The sequence below is a fragment of the Streptomyces sp. NPDC054841 genome (assembly GCF_053611045.1).
In genome coordinates, this window is the sequence record NZ_JBSGZO010000133.1 from 1 (window position 1) to 18,812 (window position 18,812).

Here is an 18,812-nt window from a genome sequence, read left to right on the forward strand (position 1 = left end):
GTGCAGGGCAGAGACGTGAAGCCACGTTGGTGCGCGGAGTGCACGCGCTGGGCAGCCGCCATGTCGAGGTCGTACTCGGCGACGTGTCTGGCGACTTCCTCGAGCACGATCGGGATCTCGAGCGTCGCCAGGGCGCCGCCGAGGCAATGGTGGGGCCCGGCGCCGAAGCTGATCATTTTGCGGGTGTCGCGGTCGAGGTCGAAGCGGTCGGGGTCGTCGAACACCCGGTGGTCGCGGTTGCCGGAGGGGTGCAGGAGCACCATGCGAGCCCCGGCCGGGACCTTCGTGTCGTGGAGCACGATGTCGCGGGTCACGGTGCGCGAGGTCATCTGGCTGGAGGAGTCGAAGCGGAGCGACTCGTTGGCCCAGTCGGTGAACCGGCCCGCGAGTCCGGCTCGCTGCACGTCGGGCAGCCGCCAGCCGTGGTACCAGGCGTTGCCGACCTGCTTGCTGGTCGACTCGTTCCCGCCGCTGACGATGAGGAAGATGAAGGCGACGATCTCCGAGTCGCTGACCGGCCTGCCGTTGATGTCGGCCTGGGTGAGCATCGAGATGAGGTTGTCGCCGGGGTGGCGGCGGATGTCGGCGACCAGCTGCCCGTAGTAGGTGCCGAGCCGGAAGGCGGCGGCGAGGTTCTCCGGCGTCCGTTCGTCGGAGTCGTGCTTTCGGGTGTTGAGCAGGTCGGAGTCGAGCCGGACGGTATCCCAGTCGGCTTCCGGGATGCCGAGCATGTCGCAGGCCCCGTCGGTGGATACGGGGGTGGCGAGGTCGGCGGCGAAGTCGAAGGTGTCCTGGTCCAGCAGGGGCTCCAGCCGTCGCCGGGTGAGCTCGCGGATGCGTGCCTCGCGCTGGGCGACGGTGCGCGGTGAGTACTTCCGCTGCACCAGGCCGCGCGCAGTGGTGTGGTCGGGCGGGTCGAGAGCGAGGAAGAAGACGTTCTTGTACACCTGGGGCCCCGACATGGTCGGTTCCAGGGATATCCCGTTGCGGTTGCTGAAGGTGGCTGGGTCGCGCATCGCCGCCAGGACGTCGGCATGCCGGGACAGCGCGTAGAAGTCGCGTTCCTCGTTCCGGTAGACCGGGGCGTTCTCGCGCATCCACGCGTATACGGGATACGGATCCTCCTGCACCCGGTACGAAAAGGGGTCGTACGTGACGGGAGGAGCCTCGGCCAGCGATTGGCCGCCCGCGTTGACAGCACTCGCTCTACGCATCGACATCCGGCGAGCATGCCCGCACCGTCTGGTCGGCGACCCTGTCAGAACCTTGTCGGCGCACTGCCCGCTGACAAGATCGCGACCAGACGGTGCGGGCATGCTCGGCGAATATCGATAGACGGGGGAACAGTTGTGCGTGCAGTTGTTACCGTCCAGACGCCGGAGCGGAAAGCCGGAAAACCGGACCAAATAGATTTACACGACGGTGAATCGGCAACATTCGGCTCCTGCACATGCGGGCAATGCGGCCTCGATCTCGTGCTTGACCAGCAAGCAACGTCGTTCACCGGTGAAATCACTGCCACTGCTGGTCACTGGCTGCTGACAAACTTCTGCCCGATCGAGACGCTGCTGGTGGAGAACCTGGAGAACTGCTACGAGTACCTGACCGTCGACCCCGGCCGGTACCTCACCCCGGTGCCGTTCGAGTTGTGCCGAGTCAGTGTCGCCGGGCGCACCAACGGCCCGCACCTCACCGTCTTCGGTCCGGAACCGAAGCGTGCGCAGGCGCGGCCGGCGCCGTGCGCGGCCGTCCGCGAGGCGGAACCCACACTCAATCCACGGGCCGCGTACTTCGCTGTGTTGCAGACACTCTGCGAACCCCGCCTGCGCGGATCGACGTCCAGCCCGCTACCCACATCAGAGCAGATCGCACGCCGACTGGGATCGAACATGACCGTCCGTGCCGTCAACGCTCACATCGAGTATCTGACCGGGAAGCTGCGGCTGTCCCGGGGCTGCGGCCGCGAGGTGCTTGTGGAGACCGCCATTCGGCATCGAATGGTTCCACTCGACTGCTAACCGGCGCGATGGTCGACGTTCAGGAGGGAAGACCTTTGCGGTACGCCAACCAGTGTATTCACGACCTCGTTTCCAGCGCGGTGCAGCACGAAGCGCACGCCCCGGCCGTGGTGTCGCCGGCGGAGACGCTGACCTACGCCGAACTCGACCAGCGGGCCAACGCCCTCGCCGACGAGTTGCAGAAGCGCGACGTCGGACCCGAGGTCCTCGTCGGCGTGCACCTGCCGAAGTCACCGGAGATGGTCATCAGCATCCTGGCCATCCTGAAGGCCGGTGGCGCATACGTGCCCTTGGACCCGGCGAGCCCGGTCGACCGCCTGTCCGACGTACCCGTCCGGCTCGTGCTGAGCCGGCGCGCGTCGGCACAAGGGCCGGCGATTCCCGGTGCCCCGGTGCTCTGCCTGGACGAGGACTGGGACCTGACCACCGGTCAGCCCGAGTTCGTCCCCGCGCAGCCGGCCGGCCCGGACAACCTCGCCTACGTCATCTACACGTCCGGCTCGACCGGCCGACCCAAGGGGGTCGCCGTCACGCACCGGTCCCTGGTCGGCTCCACCCTCGCCCGGCACGCCTGGTACCGGCCGCCCCAGGCGTTCCTGCTGCTGTCCGCGATGGCCTTCGACAGCGCCGTCGCCGGGATCTTCGGCACGCTGACCCGCGGCGGTGCGCTGCACCTGCCCGCGCCGGGCACGGAGTCCGATCTGGACACGGTCGGCCGGCTCGTCGAGCGTGCCGGTATCGACACGATTCTTACCCTGCCGTCCCTGTACGAGCTGCTGCTGGAGACCGCAGAGCCGGCCGCGCTCGACTCGCTGCGCACGGTCACGGTCGCCGGCGAACGGTGCCCGCCCGGCCTTCCCGCGAAGAGCCGGGCCCGCCTGCCCGCGGTCGACCTGCTCAACGAGTACGGCCCGACCGAGGCCACCGTGTGGAGCACGGTCTGGCGGGCGCCCGAGGAGGACCTCTCCGACCTCGGCACCGTGCCGATCGGGCGTTCAGTGGACGGCATCCGGGTCAGTGTGCTCGACCCGGCAGGCACCCCCGTGCCCGACGGCGTACCCGGCGAACTGTGCATCGGCGGCGCCGGTCTGGCCCGTGGCTACTACGAGCGGCCTGACCTGACCGCGGCCGCCTTCGAACCCGACCCGGCCGGAGCGGCGGGTGCGCGCCGGTATCGCACCGGTGACCTGGTCCGCCGCCGCCCGGACGGCGAACTCGAGTTCCTCGGGCGGATGGACCGTCAGGTGAAGGTCCGTGGCTACCGGGTCGAACCTGACGAGATCGAAGGCGCGATGCAGCGTCACCCGGACGTCGGGCAGGCCGCCGTGGTGACCCCGGCCGCCGACGGGGACGCCACACTCGTCGCGTTCGTCACCGGTCCGTCGGTCGACCTGGCCGACCTGCGGACCTTCCTGGGCGGAACGCTGCCGGCCTACATGGTGCCGAGCGAGATCCGCAGGCTGGACAAGCTGCCGCTCACGCCCAACGGCAAGGTCGACCTGCATGCGCTGGAAGCACTCGTGCCCGCCACCACCGACCTCCCCGGCGACGACGCACCGCGCGGCGCCGTCGAGCGGACCGTCGCCATGGTCTGGTGCGAGATCCTCGGCATCCCGCACATCGGGCGCAGCCGCAGCTTTCTCGACATCGGCGGGTCGCTCGCCGTCGTGCGCGTCGCGCTGCGGCTTTCCCAGGTGTTCGGTGCTCAGGTACCGCTTCTGTGGGTCTACGAGGCGCCGACGGTCGAAGAGCTGGCCGAGTGGCTGAATACCAATGTCGCGGACGCGACGACGACAGCTGAGGCCTACCACCGAAAGGTTGGATGACATGAGCGCAACGACAGATCAACAGTTCGACGTCGTCGTCGTGGGCGGCGGACCCGGCGGATCCACCACCGCCACCCTCATAGCCAAGGCGGGGCACCGAGTGCTCCTGCTGGAGAAGGAGCGCTTCCCGCGGTACCAGATCGGTGAGTCGCTCCTGCCGTCCACCGTGCACGGCGTGTGCGCGATGCTCGGCGTCACCAAGGAGCTGGAGGAGGCGAACTTCCCGGTGAAGCGGGGCGGGACGTTCCGCTGGGGCAGCAACCCTGATCCGTGGACCTTCACTTTCGCGCTGTCCCGCAAACTGGCCGGGCCGACCTCGACCGCCTACCAGGTCGACCGCGAGCGGTTCGACTCGATCCTGCTCAACAACGCCCGCCGGCACGGTGTCGAGGTGCGGGAAGAGGCCGAGGTACTGGCGCTGGAGGAGGACGACGGCGGCCGGGTCCGCGGTGTGCGGTTCCGGGACGCCGACGGCGCGGAGCACACCGTGCGGTCCAGTTATGTCGTCGTCGCCGCGGGCAACACGGACGGGTTGTACAAGAAGGTCGGCACGAGGGAGCTGTCCCCCTTCTTCCGGAACGTCGCGCTGTTCGGTTACTACGAGGGCGGCAAGCGGCTGCCTGCACCGAACGAGGGCAACATCCTGTGTGCCGCGTTCTCCGACGGGTGGATCTGGTACATCCCGCTCTCCGACACGCTCACCAGCGTCGGGGCCGTTGTGTCACGCGACCGGATCGACGTCATCCAGCGCGGTCAGGAAGCCGCCATGGCGCAGTTCATCGCATCGTGTCCGCTGATCGACGACTACCTGTCGGACGCCCACCGCGTGACCGAGGGGATGTACGGCAAGCTGCGGGTCCGCAAGGACTACTCGTACTGCAACACCTCGTTCTGGCGGCCCGGGGTGGTACTGGTCGGCGACGCGGCCTGCTTCATCGATCCCGTCTTCTCCACCGGCGTGCACCTGGCCACCTACAGCGGTGTGCTGGCGGCCCGGTCGATCAACACCCGGCTCAACGGCGAGTTGACCGAGGAGGCGTGCTTCACCGAGTTCGAGAACCGCTACCGGCGCGAGTTCGACCTCTTCCACCAGTTCCTGCAGTCGATGTACGAACTCAACCGCGACGAGTCGTCGTACTTCTGGGAGGCCCGCAAGCTGCTCGGCACCGAACAGAGCGACGCCCAGGCGTTCGTGGACCTGGTGGCCGGCGTATCGGGGCCGGACCGGGAACTCTTCGAGACCGCCGGCCCGCACCCGACGAACCAGTTCGGCGAGGCGCTCGCCCAGGCGTCGCGCCCGGAGGTCATGGACGACGGCGACATCGTCTTCCAGGGCAGCGGTACCCGGCTCCTCGGTGCCGTCCTGCACGAGGCGACCGACCTGCAGGTGCGCGCGGCGCTGGCCGACACGCCGGACATGCTGCCGGAGCCGGACCCGCAGTTCGCCGGCGGCCTCGTCCCGTCACGGGACGGGCTGCACTGGCGGAGTTCGGCCACGGTGGGCTCGGCGGCCGAGCCGACGCCCGGCCGCTGAGCCGGGACGCTCCCGGCGTCCTCCTGGTGCGTTGTCCCGTGGACCGTTCCGCGGCGTGGTCACCCGCTACGGTGCACACCCGCCCGACGGTCCACGGGATACGCCCGAGTCTTCCGGCATCAGCTCAGCGCCGACCTGATGATGTCGAGCACCGCCCGCCGTTCGGTGTCCAGGTAGAAGTGCTCTCCGGGCAGCAGGTGGGTCCGCACCCCCTTGCGCGACAGCTGTGACCAGGCGGCGAACCGCCGGTGGTCCACCAGTGGGTCGTCCCGGCCGGCCAGGGCCGTGATCGGCACCGGCAGCGGCGGCCGCACGCGGTACCGGTAGGTCTCACCCACCGCGAGGTCGGCGCGCATCGTGGGCAGGAACAAGGACAGCAGCTCGGGGTACTCGCGCCCCTCGGGCGGGATCCCGCCCAGATTCAGCACGTACTCCAGCAGCTCGGGCTCGGGCAGTTTGTGCGCCTCGACCCGTACCGGCGTCCGGTCATGCGCGGCCTCCAGCCCGGAGACGAACAGCTGCACCGGAGGGTGGCCGCGCCGCACCGCCTCGTGCGCGATCTCGAACGACAGCAACGCCCCCATGCTGTGGCCGAACAGCGCGAACGGCCGGTCGACGCGCTCCAGCAGCGGTTCCGTCAGCCGCTCGACGATCAGATCGACAGCGGACAGCGGGTGCTCGTCGAAGCGCGTTTCCCGGCCGGGCAGTTGTACCGCGATCACCTCGACCCCCGGCCCGAGAGCGCCCTGCCACTCCCGGTACGCCGACGCGCCCATGCCCGCGGCCGGCAGGCAGAACAACTGCACCCCGGCGTCCGGCAGGCAGCGGTGGGTCTGGAACCAGCGCGACCCGACCACGTTGTCAGCCATGGTCAGGTCCTCGCGTTCCGTCGAAGGGCCGCATCATCTACGGGGCCGCCATGAGGGGGGCGTAAAGGCTCCGGTACCAGGCGGACGCGTCCGCCGCCGGCCGGGTCCGGACGCGCTGTTCCGGCACGGGCAGACGTCGTGCGGCCACGGCCTCCATGAACGTCACCTGCTGGGTGGCGTTCGTCTGGAACGCGCACACGCGTGTCTGCCGACGCCGCTCGAAAGCGGCCAACGCCGCCGGACCGCAACCGTGTGCGTCGATCTCCTCACCGAGTACGGCGGCGTCCTCAATAGCCAGACCGCCGCCCTGGGTCGTCGCCGGTGACACGGCGTGCGCGGCATCGCCGATGAGGACAACCCGCCCCGACACGACACGTTTGGTGGCCAGCGCAAAGGCGGACCGGGTCACCAGTTGCTCATCCAGTCGCATGGAGTCGACGAAGCCGCGCACCTCGTCCGGCATGTCGCGACACCCCTTCCGCAGGACATCGAACGCGTCAGGCGGCTCGGAGCTGATGGGATCGGAGGCCGCGATCTGGAAGAAGACGGACATGCGACCCTGACCGATGGGCATGAGGCCGAACGTATGCGGCCCGGCTCGCCACGTTCGCCACTCCGGAGGGGACGCCGGTACGGCGCGAGGAACCGTGGTCCGGATGAATGTGTGTCCCGTGAAACTCGGTAGCGCATCCGGATCAACCGCCCGCCGTACCCAGGAGTTGATCCCATCGGCCCCGACCACCAGCTTGTACGTTCTGCTGTCCCCATTGCCGAAGGTGACGCGCACGCCTTCCGCTTCGTGGCTCAGCTGCTGCGGCGCCATCGACCAGCTGACCGTGTCCGGGTCGAGCCGGGAAAGCAGAAGGTTGCCCAGGGCCCGACGGTGGATCGCCAGCGGAAGAGTCGGCCATACGCTCTGCCACTCCACAACGGTCCGGCTGCCGTCACGGTCCACCGCGACGTTCCGCTCGATCCGGCTTCCCTCGCGGTCCAGCAGCTCGCCCAGGTGGTCCAGGCAGGCCAACGCGTTGGGATGCAGCACGATGCCGGCGGTGGGCATCCGCAGCGCCTCGGCCCGTTCGACCACCTGCACGGACACACCACGCCGCTGCAACTGCTCCGCGGCGGTGAGTCCGGCGATTCCGGCGCCGACGACAAGAACTTCCGGTGTCCTCATCCACTTCCCTTTCGAAGGTTCCGCCGACGGCCCAGCACACCCTCGCGGCGTGGACCGTTGTCAACGATCGGTTCGCTCCGCCTGTGGGTCGTCCATCCGCCGGCGCAGGCTCAACGGGCGCATGTCGGTCCACACCTCGTTGACGTATGCCAGGCAGTCGTCCTTCGGTCCGGTCCTGCCCACCGGTCGCCAGCCGCCAGGCACGTCCCGCTGCGCGGGCCAGATCGAGTACTGCTCCTCGTGGTTGACGACAACCTGGTAGGTCTGGCTGTCGTGGAGGTCGTCGGTCACGGCTGGTTTCCCTTCGGTCGTTCGGTGATGTGGTTCAGGTAGCCGGTCAATTGCTTCGCCAGCTCCTCGGCCCGGTCGGGGTTGAGCATCGTGTGGTGATCGCCCGGGGCGCTGACCACATCGACCAGGTCCCCGTACAGCCCGGCCCAGCCGAGCGTGTCGTCCAGGCTGGGCCAGATCGGGTCGTCCTCGGCGCGCACCAGCAGCACCGGGAACTGGGCCACCTCGGCCGGCTGCCCGCGCTGAACGTACGCATCGGCCGCCCGCATGTTGTGCTGGTAGACGGCAAGCAACTGCTCGAACCGCTCGCTGCCCGCGTCCGCCGGCAGCACGTTGGCGAGCCGGGCCCGTTCAAGGATGTGGGCGAAGCGCTCCTCGCCGCTCATGGCCGGCAGCTTCGCGTCGTCGAGTTCGAGCTGGTAGTGCCAGGCGAACCGGGTCAGCAGCTCAAGGTCCTCGTCCGCGGCGTCGTCGGTGCCGGCGGTGCCCAGATCCACTCCGGCACCGACCTGCTCGTCCGGCACCGCCCGGGGCGGCGCGGAGCTGTCCAGGACCACGAGCGCCGCCACCGTCTCGCCCTGCCGGGCCAGTTGCTGCGCCACCTCGTGCGCGATGATGCCGCCCAGGCACCAGCCGCCGATCAGGTACGGCCCGACCGGCCGGCGCTCGCGGATCTCCTGCGCGTACGTCCGCGCCATCTCCCAGAGGTCGGCCGGCATCGTGCCGCCCGGGCGCAGGCCGGCGGCCTCGATCCCGACCAGCGTGTGCTCGGGCGTCATGGCCCTCGCCAGCTCGGCGTACGCCAGCACGCCACCGCCGCCGGCGTGCACGCAGAAGAACGGGGGCGTCCGGTCGGCCTGGTGCGCAGGCTGTGCGGCCGTGCCCGACCCTGCCTGGATCCGGTTGGCCAGCTGCTCCACGGTGTTGGCTTCCAGCAGCGCCGAGAGCGGAAGGTTGGCACCGGTCGCCTTCTCGATCTCCGACATCAGCCGGATGGCGAGCAGCGAGTTCCCACCACTGCGGAAGAAGTCGTCGGTGACTCCGATCGTGGGATGGCCGAGGACGTCCCGCCAGATCCGCAACAGGGTCCGTTCGAGGTCGTTCGCCGGCTCCGCGCCCGTGGCACCGGTGTCGATGAGCGGTGCGGGCAGCGCGGCCCGGTCGACCTTCCCGTTCGCTGTGAGCGGGAACCGGTCCAGCGGCACGACGGCCGACGGCTGCAGGTACGCGGGGAGCCGGGCAGCGAGGCGATCGCGGATGTCGTCGACGTTCAGCGGCTCGTCGCCGGCGGTGGCGTACACGACGATGCCGGCCTCGCCTCCGCGCGGGTCCAGGACGGCGACGCACTGCCGGACCCCGGCGGACTCGGCGACGACCGCCTCGATCTCGCCCAGCTCCACCCGGTACCCGGAGACTTTCACCTGCCCGTCCTCGCGCCCGATGAAATGGATGTCGCCGGAGGGCAGCCGGCGGGCGAGATCTCCGGTGCGGTACAGGCGCCCGCCCGCTGCCGCACCGAACGGATCGGGCCAAAACCGCTCGGCGGTCAGGCCCGGACGGTCGTGGTAGCCGTGTGCCACGCCCGTCCCGCCGATGAGGACCTCGCCGGGGACCCACGCCGGCAGTTCCTGCATCGCGCGGTCCACCACGTACACTTCGGCGCCGCCGATGGGCCCGCCCAACGGTGCCGTGGTCAGCCGCGCGTCCAGCGGCCCCGGCGGAACCCGGTAGTAGGTGGCCCCGACCGTGGCCTCCGTCGGCCCGTAGTGGTTGACCACCTGGCATGCGGCGGACGACTTCCTGATCTGGTCGAGCAGGTCGCGGTCGAGAGCCTCGCCACCGGTGATCAGGTACCGGCGCGGTATGAGGTCCGCCGGGGACCGGGACGCGTCCAGCAGCGCCCGGAGATGGGACGGCACGATCTTCACGACGTCGACGGCGGCCTCGCGCATCCGGCGCCCGAGCCGGTCGGCATCGGTGGTCTCGTCCCGAGTGGCGACGATCAACCGACCGCCGGTGCACAGGGCGGGAAAGAGCACCGAGTTACCCAGATCCGCGGCGAACGAGGACACGTGGCAGTAGGTCAGCGGCTCGTCAAGTCCGAGGGCCGCCACCAGGCCGTCCACATATCCGGCCAGGTTCTCGTGCCCGACCAGCACGCCTTTCGGCGTACCGGTCGTGCCCGAGGTGTACATCAGGTAGGCGGTGTCGGCCGGTACCGCCGTCCGCGGCCCGGCGCCGGCGTCACCGCGCCGCTCGCAGCCGTCGGGCCGCAGCACGACGGTCGGCAGGCTCGCCGGTACCCGCAACGACCACTCCGCGTCGGTGAGCACCGCGCACGCGGCGCTGTCGTCGAGGAGGAAGCGGATCCGGTCCGTGGGCAGGGCGGTGTCGACGACGGTGTACGCGGCCCCGGCCCGCAGACAGCCGAGGATCGCCGCCACCACCGCGGGACCCCGGTCGAGCAGGACCGCCACAACAGTGCCCGGTCCCGCGCCCAGCCGGCGTAGCTCCTCCGCCGTGCTGCCCGCCCACCGGTCCAGCTCCTCGTAGGTGTACCGCTCGGCGGCGTGCTCGATCGCGGTCGTGGCCGGCCGGCGGCGGGCCATCTCGGCGAATCGGTCCGCGATCCCGGGCCGCGCGGCCGCCGGGGCGGGCCGGCGCGGGCGGTCCGCCTGCGGGCCTGCCGTCAGGCGCAGTTCGCTGATGGGACGCCCGGGGTCGGCGGCCATCTCGCCCAGCAGCACGTCCAGCGCGGCGACCAGTCCCGACGCGTCCTCGGGGCGCACCCGGCCGGCGTCGTATTCGACGAACGCCTCGACGCCGTCCTCGGTACGCAGGCAGCGCAGCCGGATGTCGAACAGGTCGGTGGCGTCGTCGATGCGGCGGATCGCGAACGCGCAGCCGTGTCCGGTAACCGGCGCCGGCACCGCGTGGTAGTCGAAGCCGACGTCGAGCCCGGCCGCGGAGCCCGACCGGAACCCGGCCCACATCTCACGCGTGAAGTAGTCCTGGTAGCGTGCCGCCTCCGCATCGGCCTCGGCGACCCTGCGGATCGCTTCGTCCACCGTGGTGTCGGCGCGCAGTGCCAAGGCCGCGGGTACGTATCGGGTGAACGCCCCTATCGCGTCCTCGAGTTCGGGGTGCCGTCGGCCGGGGTGCGCCACGGCGAGCAGCGGCTCCTCCTGCCCGCCGTACCGGTACATCAGGATCGACCATGCGGCCAGCAGCAGCGATCGCGGATCATCCACGGCGGAGATCCGGTCCGCCGCAACACGTAGCCGCGCCCCTTGGAACGTGCGCCGGTCGCCGGCATCGCCTCGGCTGAGGAACGGCGGCTGGACCGGTACGCCCGGGCCTGCGGCCAGCCGCCGCCAGTAGTCGCGACCGGCCGCCGTGTCGTCCGCCTCCAGCAGTTCGTTCAGCCACTCGGCCACGTCGGCGTACTGAGGCGGGTCGTCGTTGTCCGCCGCGGTGTCGCCGTCGCCGTACCGTCGCGCGACCTCGGCCGCGACCTGGGTGATGCCCGTGAAATCGAGGCTGGGCCCCGGGCCCTGCAGCCGCAGCAGGTGTACTCCGTCGGCCTCCTCGGTCAGGCTTGCCCGCAGGGGCTGTTCGATGCCCTGTACGTCCCACGGCTCGGGCCGGTCGGCGGGCGCGTCCAGCGTCACCGGCTGGGACGGTCCGATGACCTGGACCGGGGCGTCGAGGCTGGCGGTACGCCGGTACGTCGTACGCAGGATCTCGTGGCGCTCGACGAGGGCCGTGATCGCCTGCTGCAGCCGCGGTGCGTCGACCGAGCCGCGGATCTCGATGTCGCACGTCCAGCGCCAAGGCACACCGTCCACGGTGTGCTGCGCCAGCCACGTACGCCGCTGCTGCGGTGACAGGACGAATGACGTGTCCATGGTCATCTCCAATCCCTCGGACGGTTCACTTCGCGCGAGTCGTGCCGGACATCGCGACCAGCACGCGGCGGCTGCCGCGGTACGGCCGGCGGCCGTGCGCGACGAGGATGTTGTCGATGACCAGCACGTCGCCGCCGGACCAGTCGAAGAAGCGGGTTTCCGCCTCGTAGGCGCGGCGGACGTCCTCCAGTTCCGAGTCGCCGATCGGGGTGCCGTCGCCGTAGCACACGTCCCGGCTCAGTCCGGCGCCGGACGACGCCAGCGATGCGCGGACGTCCGGCGGCAGGGTGGACGGGTGGAACATGTGGGCCTGGTTGAACCAGACCCGCTCGCCGGTCACCGGGTGCTCCGCGACGGCTTGGCAGACCTGGGTGGTACGCAGGGTGTCGCGCGGTCCCCACTCGGCCCGGATCCCGTTCTCGGCGCAGAACCGCTCCACCGTGCCGCGGTCGGTGGTCTCGAACGTCTGCTGCCAGGTCAGGTCGACGCCGGTACCGTACTCGCGCGTGTACATCACGCCGAGCCGCTCGAACCGCTCCCGCACCTCCGGCGAGATCCCCGCCAGCACCCGCCTGCTGTCGGCCAGCGGTGTCTGGCCACCCTCGGCGGCCGGCACCAGGCAGCAGAACCACAGCTTCGCCGGCCACGTGGTGGCGTACGACAACTCGTTGTGCTGCGCGATGGTCTGCTCCGCCGGGTACTCGGTGGAGGTGTACACCTTGTCCAGTTCACGGCTGCGCGGCGTGGACCCGTATACGTAGTCCAGCAGTTCATCGGCGTCGGCCGCCACGACCTCGGCGAAGTCCTCGGCGGACCCGACCGCGAACCCACGGCACAGGACCGCCCCGACCTGGTGCAGATGGGCCTCGACCGCCTCGGCGTTCGCCTTCAGCCACGCCTCCAGTTTGATCCCGGCGCGTCGCGCGGTCACCACCACCGGCGCCGCCGGATGCGCGGACGGCGTGATGTCGACCAGGTCGGCGAGCGTCGTATCGACCGCGCGGCGCCGGCCCAACCCCGGCGCCGGTATTCCGTCCGTCATGCTGCACCAGTTCCTTCCACGTGCGACATACGCCTTATCGGCGAGAGCGACAACACCGCCAGCGGAAGCAGGAGGCCGACCCCCGCCACCAGCACGCAGCCGCGCAGGCTCAGGAGCGTCGCGAGCAAACCGCCCAGGAACGCGCCGAGTGGGATCGAGCTCCAGATGAAGAACCGCATGGTCGCGTTCGTCCGGGCCAGCAGGTGATCGGGTGTGATCACCTGCCGGGCAGTGATCGCCGCTACGTTGAACACCGGCCCGCCGAGCACATACATGAAGTACCCGACGGCCAGCACGGCCGGGCCGGCGAACGCCCGGTGCGGTGCGGAACCGGCGATGAGGACGCCGGCCGCCACCGCGGTGCTGCCGAGGATGAACGCCCGGCCGAGGCCGAGCCGTTCGATGAGGCGTCCGGACACCACGGAGCCGAGCACCCCGCCCACGCCGCCGAGCGCGAGCACCAGGCCGACGACGGCCGGGCTCATCCCCAGTGCGTCGACCATGAAGAGGTACTGGATCGCGAGGAAGACGAACGCGAACAGGTTCATGAGCGAGGCCGCGACCGCGTTCCACAGCAGCAGCGGGGTGCGCACCACGAACTTCAGCCCCTCACGGATCTCCCGGACCAGCGAGGGGGGCTCGTCGTGTGCGGGGCGTACCCCTTCCCGCACCGGGCGGACCCGGGACATCAGCAGGCCGGACACGGCGAACGCGAGCGCGTCGGCAATCAGCGCGAACGGTGCTGTCAGCGCCTGGACGAGAAGTCCTCCGAGGCCGGGCCCGAGCACATCCGCTCCGGAGCGGCCGGCCTCGAGTTTGCTGTTGCCGTCGGCCAGTCGGTCCGCCGGCAAAAGCGCCGGCAGGACGGACATCCCCGCCACGTCGGCGAACACGCTCAGCGCACCGATCAGCACGGCGATCACGTACAGGTGGCCGATGGTCAGCAGGTCCAGCGCCGCAGCCAGCGGCACGGTGAGGATGAGGACCGTGCGGGCCACCGCCGAAATCACCAGGACACGGCGGAGGTCCAACCGCTCGATCAGGGCCCCGGCCGGCAGCGACAGGACGACGAACGGCACTCGCTCGACCGCGGCCAGGACGCCGACCTCGAACGCGCTGGCGTGCAGGGACAGCACCGCGATCAGCGGCAGGGCCACCATCGTGACCTGAGTGCCGGTGAACGATGCCGCCTGCGAGCCCCAGAAGCGCGCGAACGAAGTGTCCCGCCAGAGCGACCGCTGCTTCTCCCCGCTCGTCTCCGCCACGGTCACGGCGTGCCCCCGGTCACCGACCCGGCGGCCCGCCTGGCCAACAGCCGGTTCAGCTTGGCGCGGCCGGCGTTGTCCAGCTCGACGCGCCGGCCCGCCCGGTGTTCGGCGAGGGCGTCGTCGACGTCCGCCATCACCTCGCCGACCGTGGCCGACTCCGCCGCGATGGCGTCGAGGATGCTCTCGAACTCAACAGCGATTTCCCGCACCGTGTCCGGGTCGAAGAGGTCCGCCTTGTAGAGGATCTCGCCGCGTAGGCTGCCGCGTTCGGGCCACAGGTCGAACTGGATCTCGTAGTGGATCGGCCAGTCGAAGACCTCCACGTGCTCCGCGTCCAGACCTCGCAGCACCGGCTTGGCGTCGGCGATGTTGATGAAATCGATCCACGCCTGGACCAGCGGCGGACGCTCCGAGCCGCGCGCGGCACGGGTAGCGTCGATCAGCCACTCGAACGGAACGTCCTGGTGCTCGAATGCCCCCAGCATGGTGTCCCGGGTGGCGCGCAGGAAGTCCACAGTCGTCATGTCAGCGGTCTTCCGGCTACGAACGACCAGAGTGTTGACGAACGAGCCGATCAGTGGCTCCAGGTCGGTCCGGGTACGGCTGGCGATCGGGGTACCGACGAGCAGGTCGTCCTGTCCCGTACGGCGGTGCAGGGTGAGCGCGTAGCCGGCCAGTACGACCATGAAGAGGGTCGCACCTTCCCGGTTGGCCAGCTCTTCCAGCTTGCGGGTGGTCTCTTCCCCGATGCGGAACGCGACGCAGCCTCCGGTGAACGTCTGCGTCGCCGGCCGCGGCCGGTCGGTCGGCAGCTGGAGCTCCGTGGAAACCCCGGAGAGCTGCTGCTTCCAGTAGTCGAGCTTGTCCGACACCCGCTCCGGAGTGAACCACCGCCGCTGCCAGGCGGCGTGGTCGGGGTACTGCACCGACAGCTCGGGTACGGCCCGGTCGCCGCCGTACAGCGCACCGACCTCCTCGACGAGCAGGCCCAGGGACGTCCCGTCGGACACGAGGTGGTGGACGGTCAGCACCAGCAGATGGTCGGTCGGGCCGAGCACGTACAGGGTGGTCCGCAGCAGCGGTCCGTGCTCAAGGTCGAACGGCCGGGACGCATCCTGCCCGGCCACGACACGCGCATGGTCCGCGCGGGTGGCCGCCGGGTGGTCGGTCAGATCCACGATCCGCAGCGGTATCGCAACCTCCGGCAGCACACGCTGGATGGGCGGATCCGCCTTGGGGAAGACGGTACGCAGTGCGTCGTGGCGCGCCACGACGGTCTGCACGGCGTGCTCCAGCCGTACCGGGTCGAGCGGGCCGCGCAGGCGCAGGCCGATCGGTACGTTGTACACCGCAGTACCCGGGTGCCACTGCTCCTGCAACCACATGCCCTCCTGGTCGTAGGAGAGCGGCGCCTCGGACGCCCCGGTCGCAACCAGTTCGGGCAGTGCCGACTCGGCGGCGGGCTCGGCCCTTTCTTCCTCGATCCTGGCGGCCAGGGCGGCGACCGTGGGCTCCTGGAAGATCATCGGCAGTGAGAGGTCGACCCCGAAGGTGTCATTCAGGCGTGCGACCGCCTCCGTCGCGAGCAGTGACTGGCCGCCGAGGGCGAAGAAGTTGTCGTGCAGACCGACCCGGTCCACTCCCAGGACCCGGCTCCACACCTCCGCGACTGTGCGCTCCACCTCACCGACCGGCTCCGCACCCTCCGAGACCGCCAGATCCTCCCGCGCCGGCACCGGCAACGCCGACCGGTCGACCTTGCCGTTCACCGTCAACGGAAAGCGCGACACCCGCACGAACGCCGCCGGCACCATGTACTCCGGCAGACTCCCCTGCACCAGCCCACGCAGCTCCACCGGCGACACCGGCTCAACGCCGCTACCGGACTTGGACGGCACCGGCCGCACATACGCCACCAACCGGCGATCCCCAGGCCGGTCCTCACGCACCATCACCAGACACTCCGCAACCCCCGGATGCCCGGCGACGACCGCCTCGACCTCCCCCGGTTCCACCCGGAAACCACGGATCTTGACCTGCTCGTCAACCCGGCCGACGAACTCCAGCACACCATCCGCACGCCACACACACCGGTCACCCGACCGGTACAACCGCCCACCCGACCCACCGAACGGATCAGGCACGAACCGCTCCGCCGTCAGACCCGGCCGGCCCACATACCCCCGCGCCACCCCTTCTCCACCGATCAACAACTCCCCCGGCACCCCGACCGGCACCAGACGCAGATCCTCATCCACCACGAAGACCCGCACCCCACCGACCGGCGTCCCGATCGGCACCACCCCGTCCCCACCGGCCCCCGAGCCCACCACGCCCACCACCGCGGTGATCGTCGCCTCCGTCGGACCGTAGACGTTGAGGTGGCGGGCGGCCGGGAAGACCAGCTGGGAGCGGTCGGCGTCCGCACGGGTCATCTGCTCGCCGCCGACGATCACCAGTCCGATGTGGTCGGGGCGCAACTCGGGCGAGGACTCGAGCAGGCCGACCAGGCCCTGCCAGTGCGACGGCGTGAGGTGCAGGACCGTGATGCCGTGGTAGTCGATACGCCGGACCAGATCGGCCGGGGACCACCGGTCCTCGCCCCGCAACACCAGGGTGGCCCCGCAGGCGAGGGTGGTGAACACCTGCTCCAACGAGACGTCGAAGCCCTGCGCCAGGAAATGCAGCACCCGGTCGTCCGGCTTGAAGGCGTAGGTCTCCTGCATGGCCGCGGTGTGCTCGTCCAGCGACCGCTGCGACACCATCACGCCCTTGGGCCGGCCGGTCGAACCGGATGTGAAGACGGTGTAGGCCAGTTGGTCGGGGTGGCCGACCGGTGCGGGATCGGTCACCGGCAGGCTGCCGTCCGCCCACACGTCGTCGAGCCGCACAGCGGGGACGTCTCCGGCCGCGACCATGCCGAGATCGTCGTCCGTGACGACGAGCGACGCCCCGGCTTGGGACAGCATGAACGCCAGCCGGTCGGTGGGCTGCTCGGGGTCGAGCGGAAGGTAGCCGGCCCCGGCCTTGAACGCGGCGAGCATGCCGACGACCAGCTCCGTCGAGCGTCGGACGCAGACGCCGACCACGTCCGCGGGCCGGATCCCGCGCCGGCGCAGATCATGGGCGAGCCGGTTGGCCCGCTCGTTCAGCTCGCGGTAGCTCAGCGAGTCCTCCTCGCACACGACCGCGGTGGCGTCGGGGCGAACCGCCACCTGGCGCTCGAAGCGCCGGTGCGCGAACCCGTCGCCGTCGTGGGAGTGCTCGACCGTGCCCCAGGTCAGCAGCTCCCGGCGGTGCTCCGGCGACAGGACGGAGACCTCGGCGAGCCGGAGCGCCGGGTCTGTCGCCATGGCCCGCAGGCCGGACCGGACGCCCGCGGCGAACTGGGCGATCATCCGCTCGTCGAACAGGTTCTTGGCATAGAGGACGCGTCCGCGGAGCCCGCCTGCGGTCTCCACGAACTCGACGGTCAGGTCGAACGGAGCGATCTCGACCGGGACGTCGTACTCCTCCACTTTCAGTCCGGGCAGGTCCGGGGTGGGCTGGGCCGGGTTCTCCAGGACGCACATGACCTGGAAGACGGGGGTCCGGCTGGGGTCGCGTTCGAGGGACAGGTCCTCGACGAGCTTGTCGAAGGGCAGATCCGCGTGGTCGTACGCGGAAAGCGCGGTTTCCCGGGTCGCTCGCAACAGGTCCGCGAGGGTCATGTCCTTCTCGACGCTCAGCCGGATGACGAGCGTGTTCACGAAGAACCCGAGCAGGTTCTCCAGCTCGCTGCGGTTGCGGCCGGCGGCCGCGGTGCCGAACGCCACATCGCTTCGACCGGTGTAGCCGGCCAGGAGCAGCGCGACGGCGGCCATGAGGACCATGTGCAGGGTGACACCGAACTGCTGGGCGAGCTCCTTCAGGCCGGCGAGGAACGCCGCGTCCAGCTGGAAGTCGTGACTCACACCGCGGGTGGATCGCACCGGCGGCCGGTTCCTGCTGGGCAGCACCTCCGCCGGCTCGTACCCGGCCAACTGGGTGCGCCAGTAGCCGAGTTGGCGCTCCAGCTCCTCGCCGGCCAGCCACTGCTGCTGCCAGGCCGCGTAATCGGCGTACTGGATGGCCGGCTCGGTCATGTCCAGCGGCTGCCCGTCCAGCCGCGCCGTGTACGCCGCGGAAAGCTCGTCGAGCAGCTTCCCCAGCGACCACCAGTCGGTGACGATGTGGTGCTGGGCGATCGTGACGATCCATTCGGCGGGGCCCAGGCGAACCACGAGTACCCGCAACAGCGGCAGCTTGCCGATGTCGAACGGGCGCATCATGAACTCCCGGACGCGCCGCTTGGCCTCCTGTTCCCGGGTGGCCACCTTGCCCAGCCACCGCAGGTCCACCGGCTCCCAGGCCACCTGCGCCTGGTCGGCAACGCGCAGCACCGGGCGGCCCTGCTCCTGGTGGAACGTCGTGCGCAGCACGTCGTGCCGCTCGATCACGGTGTGGATCGCGTCCTTCAGGACGTCCTCGCGAAGTTCCCCGCGGATCCGGAACGAGATGGAGACGTTGTACTGACCGCTCTCCTGCTCGTACTGATCCAGGAACCACAGCCGCTGCTGCGCGTAGGACAGCCGGCCGTCCTCGTTGTGGACATCCGCGACGGCCAGCGTGTTTGCGGCGCTCTCGCTGCCCACCTGCGCGGCGAAGTCCTGCAGCAGCGGCGCCTCGAAGATCGAGGACAGGGGGAGCTCGACATCGAATTCCTGACGGACCTGCGAGATGACTTTGGTGGCAGCGATGGAGTCGCCGCCGAGGGCGAAGAAGTTGTCGTGCAGACCGACCCGGTCCACTCCCAGGACCCGGCTCCACACCTCCGCGACTGTGCGCTCCACCTCACCGA

The 18,812-nt window shown here is 70.2% G+C and carries 11 protein-coding genes; 3 read left to right on the forward strand and 8 right to left on the reverse strand.

All coding sequences use genetic code 11. The features are described from left to right. Positions 1–1,220 (reverse strand): cytochrome P450 (locus ACWGI8_RS19320; RefSeq protein ID WP_453662409.1); only part of this gene is annotated, 1,220 nt, incomplete at its 3' end. A 129-nt stretch (positions 1,221–1,349) separates the two neighbouring features. Here ACWGI8_RS19320 and ACWGI8_RS19325 point away from each other — a divergent pair. Genes ACWGI8_RS19325 through ACWGI8_RS19335 form a run of 3 tightly spaced genes read left to right on the forward strand, consistent with a single transcriptional unit; the run spans position 1,350 to position 5,378 of the window. Then, entirely contained in the window at positions 1,350–2,018 is a 669-nt protein-coding gene (locus ACWGI8_RS19325; RefSeq protein ID WP_453662411.1) for a hypothetical protein, read from the forward strand. 8 nt (positions 2,019–2,026) lie between these two features. Then, positions 2,027–3,844 carry a non-ribosomal peptide synthetase gene (locus tag ACWGI8_RS19330; RefSeq protein WP_453662413.1) on the forward strand — a complete coding sequence of 606 codons (1,818 nt, stop codon included), beginning with the start codon at positions 2,027–2,029 and terminating at the stop codon, positions 3,842–3,844. A gap of 1 nt (position 3,845) precedes the next feature. Next, complete coding sequence (locus ACWGI8_RS19335; protein ID WP_453662415.1) at positions 3,846–5,378, forward strand: FAD-dependent oxidoreductase; 1,533 nt, start codon at positions 3,846–3,848, stop codon at positions 5,376–5,378. A 119-nt stretch (positions 5,379–5,497) separates the two neighbouring features. Here the strand turns inward: ACWGI8_RS19335 and ACWGI8_RS19340 are convergent, their stop codons facing one another. Genes ACWGI8_RS19340 through ACWGI8_RS19370 form a run of 7 tightly spaced genes read right to left on the reverse strand, consistent with a single transcriptional unit; the run spans position 5,498 to position 18,804 of the window. Then, on the reverse strand, positions 5,498–6,247 hold the full coding sequence (locus ACWGI8_RS19340; protein ID WP_453662417.1) for a thioesterase II family protein: 750 nt from the start codon (positions 6,245–6,247) through the stop codon (positions 5,498–5,500). Positions 6,248–6,284: 37 nt separating this feature from the next. Then, positions 6,285–7,424, reverse strand: a complete 1,140-nt coding sequence (locus tag ACWGI8_RS19345) for an FAD-dependent oxidoreductase (RefSeq protein WP_453662419.1) — start codon at positions 7,422–7,424, stop codon at positions 6,285–6,287. Between the two features lie 60 nt (positions 7,425–7,484). Then, positions 7,485–7,715 (reverse strand): MbtH family protein, encoded by a 231-nt coding sequence (locus tag ACWGI8_RS19350; protein ID WP_453662420.1) that lies wholly within the window; start codon positions 7,713–7,715, stop codon positions 7,485–7,487. Beyond that, positions 7,712–11,623, reverse strand: a complete 3,912-nt coding sequence (locus ACWGI8_RS19355; protein WP_453662421.1) for a non-ribosomal peptide synthetase — start codon at positions 11,621–11,623, stop codon at positions 7,712–7,714. Before ACWGI8_RS19355 ends, ACWGI8_RS19350 begins: the two co-directional genes overlap by 4 nt. Before the next feature lie 25 nt (positions 11,624–11,648). Then, a complete protein-coding gene (locus ACWGI8_RS19360) occupies positions 11,649–12,665 on the reverse strand; it encodes a TauD/TfdA family dioxygenase (RefSeq protein ID WP_453662423.1) in 1,017 nt (338 codons plus the stop codon). After that, positions 12,662–13,930: an MFS transporter gene (locus tag ACWGI8_RS19365; protein WP_453662425.1), complete on the reverse strand. Its 1,269-nt coding sequence runs from the start codon at positions 13,928–13,930 to the stop codon at positions 12,662–12,664. Before ACWGI8_RS19365 ends, ACWGI8_RS19360 begins: the two co-directional genes overlap by 4 nt. Positions 13,931–13,932: 2 nt before the next feature. Continuing rightward, positions 13,933–18,804, reverse strand: coding sequence for an amino acid adenylation domain-containing protein (locus ACWGI8_RS19370; protein ID WP_453662427.1), 4,872 nt, complete (start codon positions 18,802–18,804; stop codon positions 13,933–13,935). Between the last annotated feature and the right edge of the window lie 8 nt (positions 18,805–18,812).